This window comes from Streptomyces sp. NPDC096193, assembly GCF_040302905.1.
GTDB lineage: Bacteria > Actinomycetota > Actinomycetes > Streptomycetales > Streptomycetaceae > Streptomyces.
Map to the genome: position 1 here is coordinate 39,438 of NZ_JBEOSJ010000031.1, position 18,257 is coordinate 57,694.

Consider the following 18,257-nt stretch of genomic DNA (forward strand, 5'->3'; position numbering starts at 1 on the left):
CGCAGGCCCGGAAGGGCCGGGGGGATGCACCGCCTCATGGCATCGTGCCACTCCCGAACCGTCCGACGCAGGCGCTCTGCACCCGTTCAGCCCCAGATAGGTTGGTCTCCATGCGTGCGGTGGTGCAGAGGGTCGACGGCGCGAGCGTCGACGTGACGGAGGAGTCCGGCTCCGAGACGGTCGGCGAGATCATCGGCGAAGGCCTGTGTGTGCTGGTGGGAGTCACCCACGAGGACACCGCGGAGAAGGCGGCGCAGCTCGCCCGGAAGCTCTGGTCACTGAGAATCCTGGAGGGCGAGAAGTCCTGCTCGGACGTGAATGCGCCCTTGCTGGTGATTTCGCAGTTCACTCTCTACGGGGACGCCCGGAAGGGCCGCCGCCCCACCTGGAACGCGGCCGCGCCCGGGCCGGTGGCCGAGCCGCTGGTGGACGAGGTGGTGGCGCAGCTGCGAGCACTGGGGGCGACGGTGCGGACGGGCCGGTTCGGGGCAAGCATGCGGGTCTCGCTCACCAATCACGGCCCGTTCACCGTACTGATCGAGATCTGACCGGACTGATCGAGATCTGACCGGCCGGGGCCGGGCGGGACCTGAGGGGCGCGACCCGGCACGACCGCTCCCGGGTCCGTCGCGTCTACGGCTCGACGACCGTTTCCTGCGCGGCCGCCGTCTCGCCCGCCAGCAGCTCCGCGTCCACCGGCACATTGCGCTTCACCAGCGCCAGCGCGATCGGGCCGAGCTCGTGGTGGCGGGCCGAGGTGGTGATGAACCCGAGCTTGCGGCCCTCCTCGCCGTCGGCCGCGAGCCGGATCGGGGTGCCGGGGCCGGGCAGATGGACCTCGCTGCCGTCCAGATGCAGGAAGACCAGTCGGCGCGGCGGCTTCCCCAGGTTGTGGACGCGCGCCACCGTCTCCTGGCCGCGGTAGCAGCCCTTCTGGAGGTGGACCGCGGAGCCGATCCAGCCCAGCTCGTGCGGGATGGTGCGGTGGTCGGTCTCGAAGCCGACGCGCGGGCGGTGGGTCTCCACGCGCAGGGCCTCGTAGGCCAGGATCCCGGCGAGAGGGCCGTTGGCGTCGGCGTACGTCTCCAGGTCGGCGCGCGGCAGGAACAGATCGCGGCCGTGCGGGGTCTCGCGTACGACCACGCCGCTCGGGACCTCGGCGATGGAGCCGGCGGGCAGATGCACCACCGCGACATCGGCGGTGCGCTCGGCGACCTCGACCCGGTAGAAGAACTTCATCGACTCCAGGTAGGCGATGAGCGCCTCCTCGGTGCCCGGCTCCACATGCATCCACACCGTCTCGCCGTCGTCGACGAGGTACAGGGCGTGCTCGATGTGGCCGTGGGCGGAGAGGATCAGCGCCTCGGTGGCCTGCCCCGCCGGAAGGTCGCTCACATGCTGCGTGAGCAGCAGGTGCAGCCAGCTCAGCCGGTCGTCACCGGTGACGGCGACGACACCGCGGTGGGAGAGGTCGACGAGTCCCCGGCCGTCCGCGAGGGCACGCTGCTCACGGAACAGGTCGCCGTAGTGCGCGGCGACCCCTTCATCGTGTCCCTCGGCGGGGACCGCGCCGGGCCGGGACAGCAGAGGGCTGGCTGTACGTGAATGTTGCAGCATGTGCCCCAGCCTACGACTCGGTGGTGGAAGCCTCGGCAGAGCACTTCTCGCAGCGGCCGAAGATCGCGAAGTGCTTCATGTCCGTCTCGAACCCGAAGGTCTCGCGTAGCTTCGCGGTGAACTCGGAGGCGACGGAGACGTCCGCCTCGATCACGGTCGTGCAGTCGCGGCACACCAGATGGATGTGGTGGTGCCGGTCGGCGAGGTGATAGGTCGGAGCGCCGTGGCCGAGATGGGCGTGCGAGACCAGGTGGAGCTCCTCCAGGAGCTCCAGGGTCCGGTAGACGGTGGAGATGTTCACGCCGGACGCCGTCTTGCGCACCTCGGCGAGGATGTCGTCGGGGGTCGCGTGCTCCAGGGAGTCGACGGCCTCCAGGACAAGCTGCCGCTGTGGGGTCAGCCGGTAGCCGCGCTGCCGCAGATCGCTCTTCCAGTCGATGCTCACCACGGGACCCAGTGTAGGTCCGCCGCCGGGCGACGGACGGGGGTCTGCGGGGGCACTTCGCGGATCGGACGGTCCGGGCGGGGTGGCACCGCGTCCGCGTCCCGCGTCCGGCCGAGGAGGGCCCGGATCCGCAGCACCACCTCTTCGAGGCTGAACGGCTTGGCCACGCACGCGTCCGCCTCACCCGCGGGCCCGGTGCAGCGGTCGGCCGCGCCGGGGGCGGTGAGGAAGAGGACCGGCATGCCGTGCCCGGCCCTGCGCATCATGCGGGCGATCTCGAACCCGTCGAGATCGGGCAGCAGCACGTCCAGTACGACCAGATCCGGGTCATGGCCGCCGAGCTGCTGCATGGCCTGGATGCCGGTGGCCGCGCAGCTGACGTCGAAGCCGGCGAGGCGCAGCGTCTGGGCGAGGAGTTCACGGATGTCCGGCTCGTCGTCCACGACGAGCACGGTGGCAGCTCTGGTCACATTCCAGAGCTACCTGCCGTACCTCAGAGGACTCTGAGAATCCTCTTCGGGTTGCTTGAGATCGCGGGCCGCCGCAAAGGAGCACGCACTGCCCGAGGAGTACGGGCCGCGCGGACTACTTGAAGAACGCGATGCCGTCGTCGGGGAGGTCGCCGAGGTCCTTGGCCCAGGACTCGACCTGCTCCGGGGAGACGACCTTCTTCAGATGCGCCGACATGTACGGCCGCAGCGGCACCTCGGGCGTGGACTTCTCGCCCACCCACATCAGGTCGCTCTTCACATACCCGTAGAGCCGCTTGCCGCCGCTGTACGGACCTGCGGACGCGGTCCGCGCGATCGCGTCCGTCACGAGATCGATCTGCGGCTTCTGGTCGGCCAGTTCGCCGTACCAGACCTCGACCACGCCCTGGTCGCGGACCATGACGACCTCGACCTTGCGGTCCTTGTCGATGCGCCAGTAGCCGTGCTCGCTCTCCAGCGGCCTGACCTTGTTGCCCTCGGCGTCCAGCACCCAGGAGTGCGAGACGTACTCGACGAAGTCCCGGCCGTCGTGGCTGAAGGTGACGGACTGGCCGAAGTTGCACTTCTCGGCGCCGGGAAAGTCGGAGACGCCCGCGCCCTCCCAGGTTCCGAGGAGGAAGGCGAGGGGGACGAGGTCCGGGTTCAGGTCGGACGGAATCTCGATCATGAGCAACTCAGGCGATCTGTAGTGATGGGGCTGTCGTCACAGGGCTCGGCGGTACGGCTCGGCTAGCGCTGACCCTGGTAGAGCTTCTTCACGGTCAGCCAGGCGAAGGCGGCGACGCCGACGCAGACCAGGACCAGAAGGGCTTCGAAGAATGCCTCAAGCACGGGGTGCTCCTCGGATGAGCGATGTGGCGGAACGGGGCCGGTGCCCAGCCTAATGGGTTGACGGTCACGCCTCTCTGCGAGGTCAGCCGAGCAGCTGATTCTGCAGGACGACGGTCTGGTGGAAGGGGACCGCCGCGGACGTGCCCTTCCGGGACTGGACGATCAGCGCGACGGTGTCGCCGGCGGTGATGTAAGCGTGCCGCACGTGGACCGCTCCCGGCTCCGACTCGCCGTACACATGGCGGTCGGTCGAGGGAACGCCCGCGGTGGTGGCCGGGTAGGACTCGTCGACCGGCGCGACCTGGTCCACCCCGTTCAGCGGCGCGACCGCCTCCGGCTCCCCGCCGAGGTGTGCCGAGAAGAACTCGTCGGCGAACACGGCCGAGTGGAAACGCAGCAGATAGATCCGTGTGCTGGTGGAGTCCGCCATGGTCCAGCCCCGCGCCACGACGTGTCGCAGCCCCCCGTCGACGAGGTCCTGGTCCAGGTCCTCGCGCTGGTGCCCGGGGAACTCGGCGAGGAATCGGCCGACGGGAACCCGTCCGCCCCCGAGCTGCTTGTCCGGGCGGGCCCCGGCAGGCGGGGGGAGCAGCAGAGCGCTCAGATCCGCGTAGTGGACCTGACCCTCGTTGGTCCGGTCGAACGGATCGACCGCCCCGGCCGGCAGCACCGGCTTCGCCAGCTTCGGGTAGGCCCAGCGGCCGTCGTTCTCGGTGGCGAGCCCGGGCACGTCGGTGCGCTGCTGCTCGGTGATGCCGTACGCGACGGCCGTTCCCAGGGCGGCGAAGACCACCGTGGCGGCGGTCCAGCGGAGCACGGTCCGAAGGCGCCTCCGGCGGCCGGGTGCGGCGGGCGTGAGCGTCGCCGCGGGGGCGGAGGTCACCATGGGCGCGGCGGACGCGGCGGGCGTGAGCGTCGCGGCGGGTGCGGCGGACGCCGAGGTCACCATGGGCGCGGCGGGCGTGAGCGTCGCGGCGGGTGCGGCGGACGCCGAGGTCACCTGGCCCTCCGGAGCCTCCGGGGCATGCGGGGCCTGCGGTGGAGCGCCACCGTCGGCCTGCGGCGCGGCCGGGTCTGCCTCGTGCACGGATCGCACCCCGGGTGCCGTGCGGGTTTCGTCGATCACACGGACTCCCCGGGGGATTCGAGATGCTCCAGCTGGAGCTTCAGCAACTCGGTGGCGGATGCGGTGCCCAGCGGCCTGAGGCCGTAGGCGTACACGTTGACCAGCACGTCGCCTTCGTAGGCGCTGCAGAACATCGCGTCGAGCTTCGTCTCGGTGCTCTTCGGCGTCAGGAAGCACGTCGCGTTCTCGAAGCCGGGGACGGTGGGGCCCTTGCGCAGCACGCCGAGCGCGTCGGCGAACTCGCTCTGGAAGGCGGCCAGCTTCCGGCCGTCCTTCGCGTTCTCGATCTGCGCGAGCTGCATCTCGACGATCAGCCCTTGGTCGAGGGAGACATAGCTGCGCACGGCGAGGCCCTGGAGCCGCAGCTTGTCGATCGCCTTGTCCCTCGCCTTGCGCTGCGCGGGGGTGAGGCCGCGGGTTCCTTCCTTGAACCTGACGACCGCTTGCTTCCTGCCGAGGACGGTGTTGTTGCCCAGGCCGTCCACGTCCGGTCCCAGCCGGTATGCGTACGGCACCGGAGGCAGTTTGGCGGCGAGGCCCGTGGGCTCCGCCGCCGGCTTCTCGGGAAGCTGCGGGGGATTGACCCACACCACGGTGGGCGCGGTGCGGTCCGCGTCACCGAGCCGGTCGAACGCCAGAACACCCGCACCGGCGACCACGGCGAGCGCGAGGGCCCCCGACACCGCAGCGATCAGTCCGGGGCGCACACGCCGCGGCTCCTTGAGAGAGCCGAGGACCTCGGGAAGCGGCTCCTGCGAGGCGGGGCCGGAAGGCGGCTCGCCGGCCGCGCCCTGCCCGCCGGAGACGACCGGCGGTGATGCGGGCGGGTCCGGGACGGCAGGTTCCTCGCCCGCCGGCGGCCCGGGGATGGAAGGCTGCTCGTTCACAGGCGCCCCAGTTGCTGCTCGGCGAGGGCCGTCACGGCCTTCTCGGAGATCTTGCTGCTGTTGTCGACGTACCAGATCTCCATGGCCACATCACCGCGGTACGCGAGGACCCGGGCCTGGTACAGCGGTTCGTAACCCGCCTTGCGAACGGGTTCGTCGAACACGTACACCCGCCCGTTGTTGCTGCCCGCGATGAGTTCGCCGGATCGCCCGGCGAACTCCTCCGTCGGCATGTAGGACTGCTGGTCGGAGACCCAGTCCGCCGCCGCGGTCCTGGCCGTGTCCCGGAACTGGATGAGATGGACGGTGACGAAGATGCCGCCCCGCTGCTCCCAGGCGGTCGTGGCGATGCGCCGGATGTCGAGCTCGGCCAGGTAGGTGAACTGCCGGTCGGGCTTCTCGAAGCCGTCGGAGAACGAGACGACGTCGGTCCAGCCGTCGGACACCACCGCCCGGTCCGTCCGGGCACCCTTCGGCTTCTTGACGAGCAGCTGACGCAGATCGCCGTCCGTCGCGTGCCGGCGGTTCGCGCTGACCGTCAGCGGGGTGGTATCCGGACCGGCGGCGACCGTCTTCGGCGTCCGCAACTCCGGCTGCGACAACGGTGCCAGCGGTGTCGGCTCGCGTTCCATCTGTACGGCGTAGCCGGTCACCGTTCCGGCCAGCACCCCCAGCACCGCCGCCGCCCCGACGACCAGCGCCGTACGGCCCCGCCCGCGCGGGGCCGCCGCCTCGGGAGCCTCGGGCTCACCAGGCTTCTCTTGATCTTCCGGTATGTGCACACCCAACAGACCCACCGGCCCCGGGGTGGGTTGCACCGCCGCGCATTACAGTTCGGCATATGGCGAAGAAGCTCGTGATCAAGGTCACCGCTGGTTCCGATGCGCCCGAGCGCTGCTCGCAGGCGTTCACCGTGGCGGCCGTCGCCGCCGCCAGCGGGGTGGAGGTGTCGCTCTGGCTGACCGGTGAGTCCGCGTGGTTCGCGCTGCCGGGGCGGGCCGCCGAGTTCGAACTGCCGCACGCGGCGCCGCTGCCGACGCTCATCGAGTCGATCCAGGCGGTGGGGCTGATCACGCTCTGCACGCAGTGCGCGGCCCGCCGGGACATCACAGAGAAGGACGTCATCGAGGGCGTACGCATCGCGGGCGCGCAGGTCTTCGTCAGCGAGATCATGGGCGACGGCGTGCAGGCTCTCGTCTACTAGCTGCGCCTGCCGCCTTGTTGACGGTCCGTCACGAGTGGGTACGGCAGTCCGCGGGAGCCACCGAGTCCACTACTGCCGTCGGTTCTTGCCGTCCAACTCGTCCCACCAGTCGTCGGACTGCTTGTCGCCCGACGGGTCGTCCCACCAGCGGTCCTCGGGCCCCCGCCGGTTCGCGATCATCGCCGCGAACGGCGGGATGACCATGGCGACGACACACATACCGACGGCGACCGGCACCGACCACAGCCGCACCACGGACCAGGCGGACACGAACAGGACCACGCATCCGCCCATCAGCCAGAAATAGCCGCGCCGACGCCGTGCGTACATGTCTCCAGCGTACGACCGAAGGGCCGCACCCCCATCCGGTGGCGTCCAACCCCCGGGGGTGCGGCCCTTGGCCGTTCAGGTGTGCCCGATCAGCGGCTCAGACCGCGATCGCGACCTCGGAGAGGCCGCCGGTCCGGGCGACGACCGTACGGTCCGCCGTACCGCCCGGCACCAGGGCGCGCACGGTCCACGTGCCCTCGGCCGCGTAGAAGCGGAACTGTCCGGTCGCCGAGGTCGGGACCTCGGCGGTGAACTCGCCGGTCGAGTCCAGCAGACGCACATAACCGGTGACGGGCTCGCCGTCGCGGGTCACGTGGCCCTGGATGGTGGTCTCACCGGGCTTGATCGACGAGGCGTCGGGGCCGCCGGCCTTCGCTCCACACATACTGCTCTCCAGAAAGGTCGGGGTCGGTTACTTGTTGGCGCCGAGCTCGATCGGCACGCCGACGAGGGAGCCGTACTCGGTCCACGAACCGTCGTAGTTCTTGACGTTCTCCTGGCCGAGCAGCTGGTGCAGCACGAACCAGGTCAGCGCGGAGCGCTCGCCGATACGGCAGTAGGCGATGGTGTCCTTCGACAGGTCGACCTGCTCGTCCTCGTAGAGGGCCCTGAGCTCTTCGTCCGACTTGAAGGTGCCGTCGTCGTTGGCGTTCTTGGACCACGGGATGTTGCGGGCGCTCGGCACGTGGCCGGGGCGCTGCGACTGCTCCTGCGGGAGGTGCGCCGGGGCGAGCAGCTTGCCGCTGAACTCGTCGGGCGAGCGCACGTCGACCAGGTTCTGGGAGCCGATCGCCTTGACCACGTCGTCACGGAAGGCGCGGATCGAGACGTCCTGGGGCTTGGCCTTGTAGTCCGTGGCCGGCCGCTCGGGGACCTCGTCGACCAGGTCGCGGGAGTCGAGCTCCCACTTCTTGCGGCCGCCGTCGAGGAGGCGGACGTCGCCGTGGCCGTAGAGCTTGAAGTACCAGAACGCGTAGGAGGCGAACCAGTTGTTGTTGCCGCCGTAGAGGACGACGGTGGTGTCGTTCGCGATGCCCTTCGCCGACAGGAGCTTCTCGAAGCCCTCCTGGTCGATGAAGTCACGGCGGACCGGGTCCTGGAGGTCCTTCGTCCAGTCGATCCGGATCGCGTTCTTGATGTGGTTCTTGTCGTACGCCGAGGTGTCCTCGTCAACCTCGACGATGGCGACCTTCGGGTCGTCGATGTGGGCCTCGACCCAGTCGGCGTCTACCAGGACGTCGCTGCGGCTCATGCTGTTCTCCTCCGGGGCAGTGTGCGGCGGGTGTTGCGAAGAGGCGGGGGGCGCGGTTGCGCGGATGCGCGAGGGCACTGCGCGAAGCGCCGGGGGTGGCCCTGAAAACCATCGAAGGGCCCGGGGGAAACGGGAGAAAGCTCCCGCTCAGACAGCGCGACAGAGCATGGCGGCGACGCGGCACAGGTCTACTGCCCGCCGCTTCGTGAGGTCCGCCTGTCGCTGCTTCATGCCACCGATCGTAGGGACGAGTCGGCCGCCATGTCACCGGCGTGTCGGATTCTGAGACGCGATCGTCCAGCATGTGGTACGCAGACCGGCCCGGACCGCTCCCCGCGGTCTCCGGACCGGTCCCCGCCTCGTGTTCATCTGCCCAGCGGACACGGCCGTCTCACCATGCGGCCGTGCCCGGGCGGCGCGGGTCAGCCCGCGAGCGACACGTCCTTGCCGACGCCGGAGAACCTCAGGCCCTCCTTCGTCGCCTCCAGCTTGTCGAGCTTGATGCCGGCGGGCAGACCGTCGATCTTCAGGTCGTAGTCGACGAGCTCGCGCAGCTTCTCGTCGAAGCCGGGCACCGGCAGGGAGGGCAGCGTCTCCGCCTTCAGCCGGAGCGTGGTGCCGGCATGGAGCGAGACCTTGCTGTACGTCGAAACGGTCCGGCCCTTGACCAGTCCTTCGAGCGCGCCGGGAATCTCGACGCCCGCGCCGTCCAGCAGTTCGTCCAGCGGCCCGGTGAGCTTGACCTGGCCCCGGGCGGCCCGCTCGGGACCGGCGTAGGAGACCGTGGCGCCCTTCGGGGCGGCCTTCGTCAGATCCGCGTACGAGACACGGGCGGAGCCGTCGGCGCGGCTCGCGGTGGCGGAGGAGAAGCTGCTGTTGATCCTCACGTCGAGCAGTTCGGCCTTCACCTCGGTGACGTTCACCGTGTGGCCGCCGGCGCTGCCGGTGATCCCGCTGATGCTCACGTCTATCTCGTCGAGCTCCTTGCCCAGCACCTGGGTGAGGAAGGGGAAGCCCTTGATGGAGACCTCGGGAGTGGAATTCAGCCCTTGACTGCTTTTGATCTTGTCGGCGGCCTCGGACTCGGCCATGTTCACCGCGATCCGGTCCGCGGCGACGAATATGCCGCCGAGGACGACGGCCATGATGAGCAGTATTCGCAGTGCGCGCATTGCTTCGGTGTCCCCCACCCTTATTCGTCAGACCCCCGTGACGCCCGTGAGCCTAACCAAGACCGGACGACGCCTTCTCGTCTGTGATCGACGTCCGGGCGGGGGCATTGGTTCCGCACACACGTTCCCCACGCCCCCGGACCGGCCCCCCAGCCCCAGACCGGTACGCCGCCTCAGACCAGTACGCGGCCGATCAGGTAGACCGCGGGCGCCGCGGCGGTCAGCGGCAGCGCCACCCCGGCGGTGAAGTGGACGAAGCGGGACGGGTAGTCGTAGCTGGCCGCCCGCAGGCCGACGAGCGCGAGGACGCCCGCCGTGAGGCCGAGCAGCGCGCCCGAGGCGCCGATGCCGGTGGCGCCTCCCGCGGCGACGCCCGCACCCGTGGCCGCGAGCAGCGACAGCACGACGGAGGCGACGGGGGGCAGCGGCAGCGCGCGGGCCACGGTCGCCACGGCGACGGCGATCCCGCCGATCACCACGGCGTCGTCGGCGGCCGCCAGATGGCCGGTCGCAAGGATCGCCAGGGCGGACGATGCCACGGTCGCCATCAGGCCCTGCATCCGCTCGTCCGCACCCGCACGGCTGCGCAGCTGGAGGACGAGGGTGATGAGCACCCACACGCCGAGCGTGCCGACGATGGCCGCCGGTGCGTTCTCCCGGCCGACCGAGAGCAGGACGACGTCGGCCGTGAGCCCGCCCGCGAAAGCGAGCGCGATGCCCTGCCGGGCCGGCCACATGCCGTTCAGCCGGAACCAGCCGGCGGCCGTGACGGCCTGGAGCAGGACGAGCGGCACGAGCAGCGCGTACGGGCCGATGGCCGCGCCGGCGGCGAGGAGCAGGCCGAGAGCGGCGGTCAGCCCGGCGGGCTGGATGCCGGGCGGGATGATCGGCGAACGGCCCTCGGCGCGGGCGCGCTGGGCGTCCGTGATCCGGGCGTTCCCGCCGAGCGTGGGCGTGCTGTAGCCCTCGCCCGCCGGTGCGGCGGGGGATGCGTCGGGGACAACCGGCTCGGCCGCGGGCTCGGCGTACGCGGGGGTCTCGGGCGGCAGCGGGTGGGCGCCCTGCACGGGCAGATACGCGGTGTCGGCGGCGACCGGGGTCTGCGCGGGGGGCAGAACCGGCTGGTACTGCGTGTCCCAGGTCTCGCCCTCCCAGGTCTGCGCGGCCTGCGGGTACGCCTGCTGGGGATACCCCTGCTGCTGGTGCTGCTGCGGGTGGGACTCCTGCGGATGCCCCTGCCGCGGGTGGGACTGCTGCGGGTAGGGCTCCTGCGCGTGCGACTGGTCGTACGACGGGTCGTACTGACCGTCGTGCGGCTGCTGCCGGTACGCATCCTGGTACTGCGGCTGCGGCGGGTACGGCTGCTGCTGCCCGTGCTGCTGCCCGTACGGCCCGTACGGATACTGCTGGTCGCTGCTCATGGTGTGCGGTTCACCCTCCTGCGAACGGCGGGAGCACCTCGACCGTGCCGCCCTCGGCAAGGCGTACGGTCTCATGGTCACGGGTCCCGACGGGATCACCGTCGACGAGGAACGAGCACCGTTTCAGCACACGCGTCAGCTCTCCCGGATGCCTCTCGCGTGCCGCGTCGAGCGCTTCGGCGAGCGTCTCCGCCGTGTACGGCTCCTCCGCGATCCCGGCCGCCGCTTTCGCCGCGGCCCAGTAGCGGATCGTTCCCGCTGCCATGGCGCCCTTCCTTTCGTCGGCATCCATCATGGGCCACGCGGGGACCAGCCAGTCCGCGAGACGGCCCAGCAACCGGTCGTCGGCGGCGTTCTCGGCGTGCCCCATGCCCGCTTCCAGCCACAGTTCGGCGTCCCCGGCCGCCGCCAGCATCCGGGGATGGTCCAGCGGGAAGTACGGATCGCGGTCGCCGTGCACGATCAGCAGCGGGGTCGGCGCGATCAGCGGCACAGCCTCCACCGGCGAGAGCGGCACGGGGTCCCAGTCCTCGGTGTGGATACGGGTCCGCAGGCCGTACCGGCCGACCACGCGGCCCAGCGGCCGGGTCACCACCCAGTGCAGCCGCCGCATCGGAGCCGTACCGCGGTAGTACCAGCGGGCGGGGGCGCTCACCGAGGCCACGGCGTCGGTCCGTGCCTCACTGCGCCCCCTGTGCATCGCCGCATGCCGGAGCACGACCGAACCGCCCATCGAGAAACCGACCGTGACCACCCGGCGGTGGCCGCAGGTACGCGCCCACTCGACCGCGGCGGCGAGGTCGAGCACCTCGCGGTCGCCGACCGTGGAGCGGCCGCCGGAGTTCCCGTGCCCGCGGAAGGAGAAGGTGACCACGGCCGCACGCTGCGCGAAGACGGCCGCCGCCCGGCGCACGGCCGGCCGGTCCACCGAACCCGTGAACCCGTGCGCGACGACGATCGCGGTGTCACTGTTGCCGTGTACCCATGGCGTGCGGAGCGCCTCGATGCGGACCCCGTCCGCGGTCCGCAGGGTTGCGCGCCGAGGGCCACGGGTGATCGAGGAAACATCCACCATGTGACATCAGCCCTCTGCCTCGGAACTCATGTGGGCTATTGTGCTGGGCAGAGGATCCGGGCAACGCAGCCCCCGGGTCCTTTTGCGTTTTCCGGCCGTTGTTACAGGCAGGTGAACAAAGGCTCTCAAGGGCGCGCGGGAGCCGAAGAACGAAGCAGGGCCGCATCACGTCCTCGCAGGGACCGAGGAGGAACCGACGTTATGGGCGAGCGAACCGTGCACGAACCCCGTCAGACGCAGACGACCTGGGCAGGTGGAGCCCGATGAGCTCACTGTTGCTTCTGACCAATGCCCTCCAGCCGTCGACGGAGGTGCTTCCCGCCCTCGGACTGCTGCTGCACAACGTGCGGGTCGCCCCCGCCGAGGGCCCCGCTCTCGTCGACACCCCCGGTGCCGACGTCATCCTGGTCGACGGACGCCGCGATCTGCCACAGGTGCGGTCGCTGTGCCAGCTGCTGCGCTCCACCGGGCCCGGCTGCCCGCTGATGCTCGTCGTCACGGAGGGCGGCCTCGCGGCCGTCACCGCGGACTGGGGCATCGACGACGTACTGCTGGACACGGCGGGCCCCGCCGAGGTCGAGGCACGGCTGCGCCTTGCGACGGGCCGCCAGCAGATCACCTCCGACGACTCCCCCATGGAGATCCGCAACGGCGATCTGTCGGTCGACGAGGCAACGTACAGCGCGAAGCTGAAGGGCCGGGTCCTGGACCTGACCTTCAAGGAGTTCGAGCTGCTCAAGTACCTCGCGCAGCACCCCGGCCGGGTCTTCACCCGCGCGCAGCTGCTCCAGGAGGTCTGGGGCTACGACTACTTCGGCGGCACGCGGACGGTCGACGTCCACGTACGCCGGCTCCGCGCCAAGCTGGGCCCGGAGCACGAGTCGCTCATCGGCACCGTGCGGAACGTGGGATACCGCTTCGTCGCGCCGGAGAAGGTCGAGCGCGCGGCCGAGGAGGCCAAGGCGAAGGCGGCGGGTTCGGCCACCCGTACGGAGCAGGGGACCTCGGAGGAGGAAGCGGCCGTACGCCCTGCACACAGGTAGGTCACCACGCGTAGACTGCCGCGCGTGGCCAAGGTGACGCGGGACGATGTTGCGCGACTGGCGGGTACGTCGACCGCCGTCGTGAGCTATGTCATCAACAACGGACCCCGGCCGGTCGCCCCGGCCACGCGCGAACGGGTTCTCGCAGCGATCAAGGAACTGGGGTACCGGCCCGACCGGGTCGCCCAGGCCATGGCGTCGCGGCGCACGGATCTCATAGGAATGATCGTCCCGGACGCCCGGCAGCCCTTCTTCGCCGAGATGGCGCACGCGGTGGAACAGGCCGCGGCCGAGCGCGGGAAAATGGTCCTCGTCGGCAATTCCGACTACCGCGACGAGCGCGAGGTCCACTATCTGCGGGCCTTCCTCGGGATGCGGGTCTCCGGTCTGATCCTTGTCAGCCAGGGACCGAGCGAGCGGGCCGCCGCGGAGATCGAGGCGTGGGACGCGCGGGTGGTGCTGCTGCACGAGCGGCCCGAGGCGATCGACGACGTCGCGGTGGTCACCGACGACGTCGGCGGTGCGCAGCTGGCCACCCGGCACCTCCTGGAGCACGGCTACGCGTACGTCGCCTGTCTCGGCGGCATGGAGTCCACCCCGGCCGTCGGCGACCCCGTCGCCGACCACGTCGAGGGCTGGCGCCGCGCGATGCTGGAGTCCGGCCGCTCGGTCGATGACCGGCTGTTCCAGGCCCCGTACAACCGCTACGACGCGTATCTCGTGGCCCTGAAGCTGCTGGCGGGCCCCGACCGGCCGCCGGCCATCTTCTGCTCGACGGACGACCAGGCGATCGGTGTCCTGCGGGCCGCCCGGGAACTGCGGATCGACGTGCCCGGCGAGCTCGCGGTGGCGGGCTTCGACGACGTCAAGGAAGCGGCCCTGACGGACCCGCCTCTGACAACGATCTCCTCGGACCGCCCGGCGATGGCACGGGCGGCGGTGGACCTGGTGCTGGACGACGGCCTGCGGGTGGCCGGTTCGCGCCGCGAGAGGGTGAAGCAGTTCCCCTCGGGCCTGGTGATCCGCCGGTCCTGCGGCTGCGCCTGAGTCTGTCGGGCGCCGGGCGCCGGCGCGGCCCATGTCCGGCGCCGGGAGGCCGTGGCCCGGTGCGGGGACTGGCTTTCGCCGGTTCTCGGGTGGTTCTCAGAAGCGCCTCAGACTGTTCTCATCCGGCAGGAGAACAGTCATCGGCATGACGGACCACTATCCAGCGCAGTCGCATCCGCAGCCGTACACCACCGGCGCGCACCCGTACGACACCGCCGCCCCGGTGTTCGACGGCGGCCCCTCCTACCCGCCGCCCCCGCCGTACGACCCGGTCGGCCCCGAGGAGCCCGCACAGCCTGCCACGCACCGGGCCAGGGCCAGGCGTCCCGTCGCCCTCATCGCCGCCGTCGCGCTCATCGCGGCCGTCGTCGGCGGCGGAACCTCCGTCCTCGTCCAGCACTTCGCCGGCAACGGCAGCGACTCGGCCGGCTCGGCGGTCAGCGGGACCACGGTGTCCCGTACGACCGCCGGCACCGTCGCGGGCGTCGCCCAGGCCGTGTCGCCGAGCATCGTGGAGATCAACGCGACCACCTCCGCCGGTGAGTCCACCGGCTCGGGCGTGATCATCACCTCCGACGGCGAGATCATCACCAACAACCATGTGATCGCGGGCGCCGACACCGTCAAGGTGCGGCTCGACGACGGCAAGTCGTACACCGCGAAGGTCGTCGGCACCGATCCCGACAAGGACCTGGCGCTCATCGCGCTGGACGGGGCGAAGGGGCTGAAGGCGGCGGCGCTCGGGGACTCCAGCAAGGTCAAGGTGGGTGACGAGGTCGTCGCGATCGGCTCGCCGGAGGGTCTGACCGGCACGGTCACCAGCGGCATCGTGTCCGCGCTCGACCGCGATGTGACGGTCGCGAAGGACCAGGGGCAGGGTCAGGGGCAGGGCCAGGGCCAGGGGCAGGGGCAACAGGGCGGCGGCGGCAACTGGCCGTTCGAGTTCGGCGGGCAGGAGTTCAACGGCGACACCGGCTCCTCGAAGACCACGTACAAGGCCCTCCAGACGGACGCGTCCCTCAACCCCGGCAACTCCGGCGGCGCCCTCATCAACATGAACGGCGAGATCATCGGCATCAACTCGGCCATGTACTCACCCAGTTCCGCGACCGGTTCCACCGCGGGCAGTGTCGGCCTCGGTTTCGCCATCCCGATCGACACCGTGAAGGGCGACCTCGACGCACTGCGCGACGGCGGCAGCAGCTGAGTGCGTGCGAGGCTGGTGCCATGACGACCCCCCGTGAAGGCGAACGCATCCTCATCGTGGACGACGAGCCCGCCGTCCGGGAGGCGCTCCAGCGCAGTCTGGCCTTCGAGGGGTACGGCACGGAGGTCGCCGTCGACGGCATCGACGCGCTGGAGAAGGCGGAGGCGTACGCCCCGGACCTGATCGTGCTCGACGTCCAGATGCCGCGGATGGACGGCCTGACCGCGGCCCGCAGGGTACGCGCGTCCGGGTCGACGGTGCCGATCCTCATGCTGACCGCCCGCGACACCGTCGGCGACCGGGTCACCGGTCTGGACGCGGGCGCCGACGACTACCTGGTCAAGCCGTTCGAACTGGACGAGCTGTTCGCCCGGATCCGCGCGCTGCTGCGGCGCAGCTCGTACGCGTCGGCCGCGGGCGCGGCGGGCGAGGACGACGTGCTGGCCTTCGCCGACCTGCGGATGGACCTGGCGACCCGCGAGGTCCACCGCGGCACGCGCCCGGTGGAGCTGACGCGTACCGAGTTCACACTCCTGGAGATGTTCCTGTCCCATCCGCGCCAGGTGCTCACCCGTGAGCAGATCCTCAAGGCCGTATGGGGGTTCGACTTCGAGCCCAGTTCCAATTCGCTGGATGTGTATGTGATGTACCTGCGACGCAAGACGGAGGCGGGCGGAGAGCCGCGCCTCGTGCACACGGTGCGGGGGGTGGGGTACGCGCTCCGCACCGGCGGCGGTGAGGGGTGACGGGCCCGGTCCACCGGTTCCGTGCCCTGCCGATCCGGTCCCGGCTCGCACTGCTGGTGGCCACCGCCGTCGCGGTCGCCGTCGCGGCCGTGTCCGTCGCCTGCTGGCTGCTCACGAGGGCGCAGCTGAACGACGAGCTGAACACCTCGCTGAAGAACATCGGCGCGCCCCGGCCCGCGCTGCTCCAGGCGTACCAGGAGTGCCTCCAGGGGCAGAGCCCCGTCGAGAACACCCCGACGTCGAACTTCGCTTACGTCCAGATCGTGGCGCCGGACGGCCGTCGCTGCCCGGTCGCCTACTCGCAGCCCGTGAAGGTGCAGGAGGAGGACATCGCCGTCGCGGACGGCACCTCGCGCATCGGCCTGCACGACAGCACCACCGACGCGGGCGCCGAGGTGCGGGTGCGCACGGAGCAGGAGGACATCGGCGGTGTCACCGTGGCGGTGTCCGTCTCCCGACCGCTCGCCGAGATCAACACCTCGCTGAACCGTCTCGCCCTGTTCCTCACCGCCGTCGCCGGCATCGGTGTCGTCGGCGCGGGCGCGGCCGGCCTGTGGGTGGCCCGCACCGGACTCAGGCCCGTCGACCGGCTCACCGGTGCCGTCGAGCACATCGCCCGCACCGAGGATCTGACCGTCCGTATCCCCGTCGAGGGCGAGGACGAGATCGCCCGGCTGTCGCGCTCGTTCAACTCGATGACCGCGGCCCTCGCCTCCTCGCGAGACCGCCAGGCGCAGCTGATCGCGGACGCGGGTCACGAACTGCGGACGCCGCTGACGTCGTTGCGGACGAACATCGAGCTGCTGGCGCGCAGCGAACAGACCGGGCGGGCGATCCCGCCCGCGGACCGGACCGCGCTGATGGCGTCGGTGAAGGCGCAGATGACCGAACTGGCCGCGCTGATCGGTGACTTGCAGGAGCTGTCCCGGCCCGACGCGGTCGACGGCGGGCCGCTCCAGGTGGTCGCCCTGCACGAGATCGTGGACGCGGCGCTGGAGCGGGTGCGGCTGCGCGGCCCGGAGCTGACGTTCGCGTCGGATGTCTCGCCCTGGTACGTACGGGCCGAGCCCGCCGCGCTGGAGCGGGCGCTCGTCAATGTCCTCGACAACGCCGTGAAGTTCTCGCCTCCGAGCGGGGTGGTCGAGGTGCGGCTGAAGGCCGGCGAGCTGACGGTGCGGGACCACGGGCCCGGCATCGATGCCGAGGACCTGCCGCATGTCTTCGAACGCTTCTGGCGCTCGTCCTCCGCGCGGGCGCTGCCCGGATCGGGGCTCGGTCTGTCGATCGTGGCACGCACCGTGCAGCAGGCGGGCGGCGAGATCGAGCTGGAGCCGGCGGCGGGCGGCGGCACACGGGCGCTGATCAGGCTGCCGGGGGCGGCCGAGCCGCCCCCGGCCTCGCTGTGACGTTCTCGCTGTGACGGTCTTCCTGTGAAACCGCCGTGTCCGTTCCGCGGCCAGGGGTGTCAGTTGTGCCGGATCAGGGACTCGACGAGACCACCGCGGGTGGCCGGGAAGTCGAGGGGGACGATCCCGAGCCCGCGCCAGCCGCTCGCCGTGCCGTCGATGAACGAGTGGACCCGCGGGTTGAGGTTGTCGGAGTTCCAGCGCGGCGGCAGGCTCGCGGACGTGCTGACGTAGTTGATGAACAGCTTGCCGGGCTGTTCAGAGGCCCGCCGGAAGTGCGCCTCGATCTTGGGGTACTTGGCGCCCGGCAGCGCGTTCCAGTCGTCCTGGATGTCGAACAGCGCACCGTCGGCGTAGCGCACCCCGGGCAGTCCGCCGTTGTCGCCGAGGAGCACGACCTTGCCGCGGGCATCGCCGAGGGACGGAATCCCGTCGCCGATCCGGAACAGCGGCCGCCAGCCCTTGGTGTCCAGATAGGTGTCGAAGATCCGGCGGAAGGTCGCGTCGCTGTCGCTCGAGTACTCCTGCTTGACGCGCATGAGCACGGTCTCGGACGGGTGGGCCCGGAGGAAGTCCCGGCAGGCGATGAGGACGTCGCCGAACATCATGTTCTGGAATGCCGGGCCGTGATGGATGGCGAACGAGTCGCCGGTGACCCGGCAGCGGACGTCGAGGAAGCGGATTCCGCTGGTCAACTGCTGGGCGATCGTGGTGTTCTGGCACTCGGCCCACGGGCCGCCGAAGCGGGCGCCGGAGTCGTGGGTGCCGGGGATCGTCAGACGCTGCAGGGCGGTCGAGTCACCGTGACCCGCCATCCAGTCCTGGGGGGAAAGGATGCGGCGCGGTGCCGCGACTGCGGCCGGTGGGGAGATGAGGGCGGTCGCGGTCAGGGCTGCGGCCCCCGCGAGAAAGCTCCGTCGGTCCATGGCCCCGGATTATGGCGGGGTCACGTCAAGC

The 18,257-nt window shown here is 70.8% G+C and carries 22 protein-coding genes and 1 pseudogene; 7 read left to right on the top strand and 16 right to left on the bottom strand.

What is annotated here, in order from left to right; all coding sequences use genetic code 11:
* The first annotated feature begins 110 nt into the window (after positions 1 to 110).
* Positions 111 to 548 carry a D-aminoacyl-tRNA deacylase gene (dtd, locus tag ABTX78_RS31675; RefSeq protein ID WP_352210225.1) on the top strand — a complete coding sequence of 146 codons (438 nt, stop codon included), beginning with the start codon at positions 111 to 113 and terminating at the stop codon, positions 546 to 548.
* A gap of 85 nt (positions 549 to 633) precedes the next feature.
* On the opposite strand, the gene ygfZ is transcribed toward dtd, so the two are convergent.
* From ygfZ to ABTX78_RS31710, 7 genes are all read right to left on the bottom strand, one after another.
* Positions 634 to 1,617: a CAF17-like 4Fe-4S cluster assembly/insertion protein YgfZ gene (ygfZ, locus tag ABTX78_RS31680; protein ID WP_352210226.1), complete on the bottom strand. Its 984-nt coding sequence runs from the start codon at positions 1,615 to 1,617 to the stop codon at positions 634 to 636.
* Between the two features lie 10 nt (positions 1,618 to 1,627).
* The gene (locus ABTX78_RS31685; protein WP_313945545.1) at positions 1,628 to 2,065 is read right to left on the bottom strand and encodes a Fur family transcriptional regulator; all 438 of its coding nucleotides are present in this window, start codon (positions 2,063 to 2,065) and stop codon (positions 1,628 to 1,630) included.
* Complete coding sequence (locus ABTX78_RS31690) at positions 2,059 to 2,532, bottom strand: response regulator transcription factor (protein ID WP_352210227.1); 474 nt, start codon at positions 2,530 to 2,532, stop codon at positions 2,059 to 2,061. Before ABTX78_RS31690 ends, ABTX78_RS31685 begins: the two co-directional genes overlap by 7 nt.
* A 115-nt stretch (positions 2,533 to 2,647) precedes the next feature.
* Complete coding sequence (locus tag ABTX78_RS31695; RefSeq protein ID WP_352210228.1) at positions 2,648 to 3,220, bottom strand: heme-binding beta-barrel domain-containing protein; 573 nt, start codon at positions 3,218 to 3,220, stop codon at positions 2,648 to 2,650.
* Positions 3,221 to 3,466: 246 nt separating this feature from the next.
* Complete coding sequence (locus ABTX78_RS31700; protein ID WP_352210229.1) at positions 3,467 to 4,510, bottom strand: hypothetical protein; 1,044 nt, start codon at positions 4,508 to 4,510, stop codon at positions 3,467 to 3,469.
* Positions 4,507 to 5,397 carry a hypothetical protein gene (locus ABTX78_RS31705; RefSeq protein ID WP_352210230.1) on the bottom strand — a complete coding sequence of 297 codons (891 nt, stop codon included), beginning with the start codon at positions 5,395 to 5,397 and terminating at the stop codon, positions 4,507 to 4,509. Before ABTX78_RS31705 ends, ABTX78_RS31700 begins: the two co-directional genes overlap by 4 nt.
* Positions 5,394 to 6,215 carry a hypothetical protein gene (locus ABTX78_RS31710; protein ID WP_352210231.1) on the bottom strand — a complete coding sequence of 274 codons (822 nt, stop codon included), beginning with the start codon at positions 6,213 to 6,215 and terminating at the stop codon, positions 5,394 to 5,396. Before ABTX78_RS31710 ends, ABTX78_RS31705 begins: the two co-directional genes overlap by 4 nt.
* A gap of 23 nt (positions 6,216 to 6,238) precedes the next feature.
* Between ABTX78_RS31710 and ABTX78_RS31715 the strand changes: the two genes are divergently transcribed.
* Positions 6,239 to 6,601: a DsrE family protein gene (locus tag ABTX78_RS31715; RefSeq protein WP_313945539.1), complete on the top strand. Its 363-nt coding sequence runs from the start codon at positions 6,239 to 6,241 to the stop codon at positions 6,599 to 6,601.
* 69 nt (positions 6,602 to 6,670) lie between these two features.
* On the opposite strand, the gene ABTX78_RS31720 is transcribed toward ABTX78_RS31715, so the two are convergent.
* The 8 genes and pseudogenes from ABTX78_RS31720 to ABTX78_RS31755 all read right to left on the bottom strand — a co-directional run.
* Positions 6,671 to 6,931, bottom strand: coding sequence for a DUF3099 domain-containing protein (locus tag ABTX78_RS31720; RefSeq protein ID WP_352210232.1), 261 nt, complete (start codon positions 6,929 to 6,931; stop codon positions 6,671 to 6,673).
* A 97-nt stretch (positions 6,932 to 7,028) separates the two neighbouring features.
* Positions 7,029 to 7,316, bottom strand: coding sequence for a DUF1416 domain-containing protein (locus ABTX78_RS31725; RefSeq protein ID WP_352210233.1), 288 nt, complete (start codon positions 7,314 to 7,316; stop codon positions 7,029 to 7,031).
* Between the two features lie 27 nt (positions 7,317 to 7,343).
* Positions 7,344 to 8,183, bottom strand: coding sequence for a sulfurtransferase (locus ABTX78_RS31730; protein ID WP_352210234.1), 840 nt, complete (start codon positions 8,181 to 8,183; stop codon positions 7,344 to 7,346).
* Positions 8,184 to 8,330: 147 nt separating this feature from the next.
* Positions 8,331 to 8,414, bottom strand: a complete 84-nt coding sequence (locus tag ABTX78_RS31735) for a putative leader peptide (RefSeq protein WP_350807544.1) — start codon at positions 8,412 to 8,414, stop codon at positions 8,331 to 8,333.
* Positions 8,415 to 8,605: 191 nt separating this feature from the next.
* Entirely contained in the window at positions 8,606 to 9,355 is a 750-nt protein-coding gene (locus tag ABTX78_RS31740; RefSeq protein ID WP_352210235.1) for an LmeA family phospholipid-binding protein, read from the bottom strand.
* A 173-nt stretch (positions 9,356 to 9,528) separates the two neighbouring features.
* Positions 9,529 to 10,776: a hypothetical protein gene (locus ABTX78_RS31745; protein WP_352210236.1), complete on the bottom strand. Its 1,248-nt coding sequence runs from the start codon at positions 10,774 to 10,776 to the stop codon at positions 9,529 to 9,531.
* Positions 10,777 to 10,786: 10 nt separating this feature from the next.
* Entirely contained in the window at positions 10,787 to 11,071 is a 285-nt protein-coding gene (locus ABTX78_RS31750) for a MoaD/ThiS family protein (RefSeq protein ID WP_352210249.1), read from the bottom strand.
* A 6-nt stretch (positions 11,072 to 11,077) separates the two neighbouring features.
* Positions 11,078 to 11,851: pseudogene (locus tag ABTX78_RS31755) on the bottom strand (alpha/beta hydrolase); the annotation flags it as partial.
* 263 nt (positions 11,852 to 12,114) lie between these two features.
* On the opposite strand from ABTX78_RS31755, the gene ABTX78_RS31760 reads away from it, so the two are divergent.
* The 5 genes from ABTX78_RS31760 (at position 12,115) to ABTX78_RS31780 (ending at position 17,300) form a co-directional block, all read left to right on the top strand.
* The gene (locus ABTX78_RS31760; protein ID WP_352210237.1) at positions 12,115 to 12,894 is read left to right on the top strand and encodes a winged helix-turn-helix transcriptional regulator; all 780 of its coding nucleotides are present in this window, start codon (positions 12,115 to 12,117) and stop codon (positions 12,892 to 12,894) included.
* A gap of 24 nt (positions 12,895 to 12,918) precedes the next feature.
* The gene (locus ABTX78_RS31765) at positions 12,919 to 13,941 is read left to right on the top strand and encodes a LacI family DNA-binding transcriptional regulator (protein WP_352210238.1); all 1,023 of its coding nucleotides are present in this window, start codon (positions 12,919 to 12,921) and stop codon (positions 13,939 to 13,941) included.
* Between the two features lie 145 nt (positions 13,942 to 14,086).
* The gene (locus tag ABTX78_RS31770; protein WP_352210239.1) at positions 14,087 to 15,148 is read left to right on the top strand and encodes a S1C family serine protease; all 1,062 of its coding nucleotides are present in this window, start codon (positions 14,087 to 14,089) and stop codon (positions 15,146 to 15,148) included.
* Positions 15,149 to 15,168: 20 nt separating this feature from the next.
* Positions 15,169 to 15,894: a response regulator transcription factor gene (locus tag ABTX78_RS31775; protein ID WP_352210240.1), complete on the top strand. Its 726-nt coding sequence runs from the start codon at positions 15,169 to 15,171 to the stop codon at positions 15,892 to 15,894.
* Positions 15,891 to 17,300, top strand: a complete 1,410-nt coding sequence (locus ABTX78_RS31780) for a sensor histidine kinase (protein WP_352210241.1) — start codon at positions 15,891 to 15,893, stop codon at positions 17,298 to 17,300. Before ABTX78_RS31775 ends, ABTX78_RS31780 begins: the two co-directional genes overlap by 4 nt.
* 59 nt (positions 17,301 to 17,359) lie before the next feature.
* Here the strand turns inward: ABTX78_RS31780 and ABTX78_RS31785 are convergent, their stop codons facing one another.
* Positions 17,360 to 18,226, bottom strand: coding sequence for a phosphatidylinositol-specific phospholipase C (locus tag ABTX78_RS31785; RefSeq protein ID WP_352210242.1), 867 nt, complete (start codon positions 18,224 to 18,226; stop codon positions 17,360 to 17,362).
* Positions 18,227 to 18,257 lie beyond the last annotated feature (31 nt).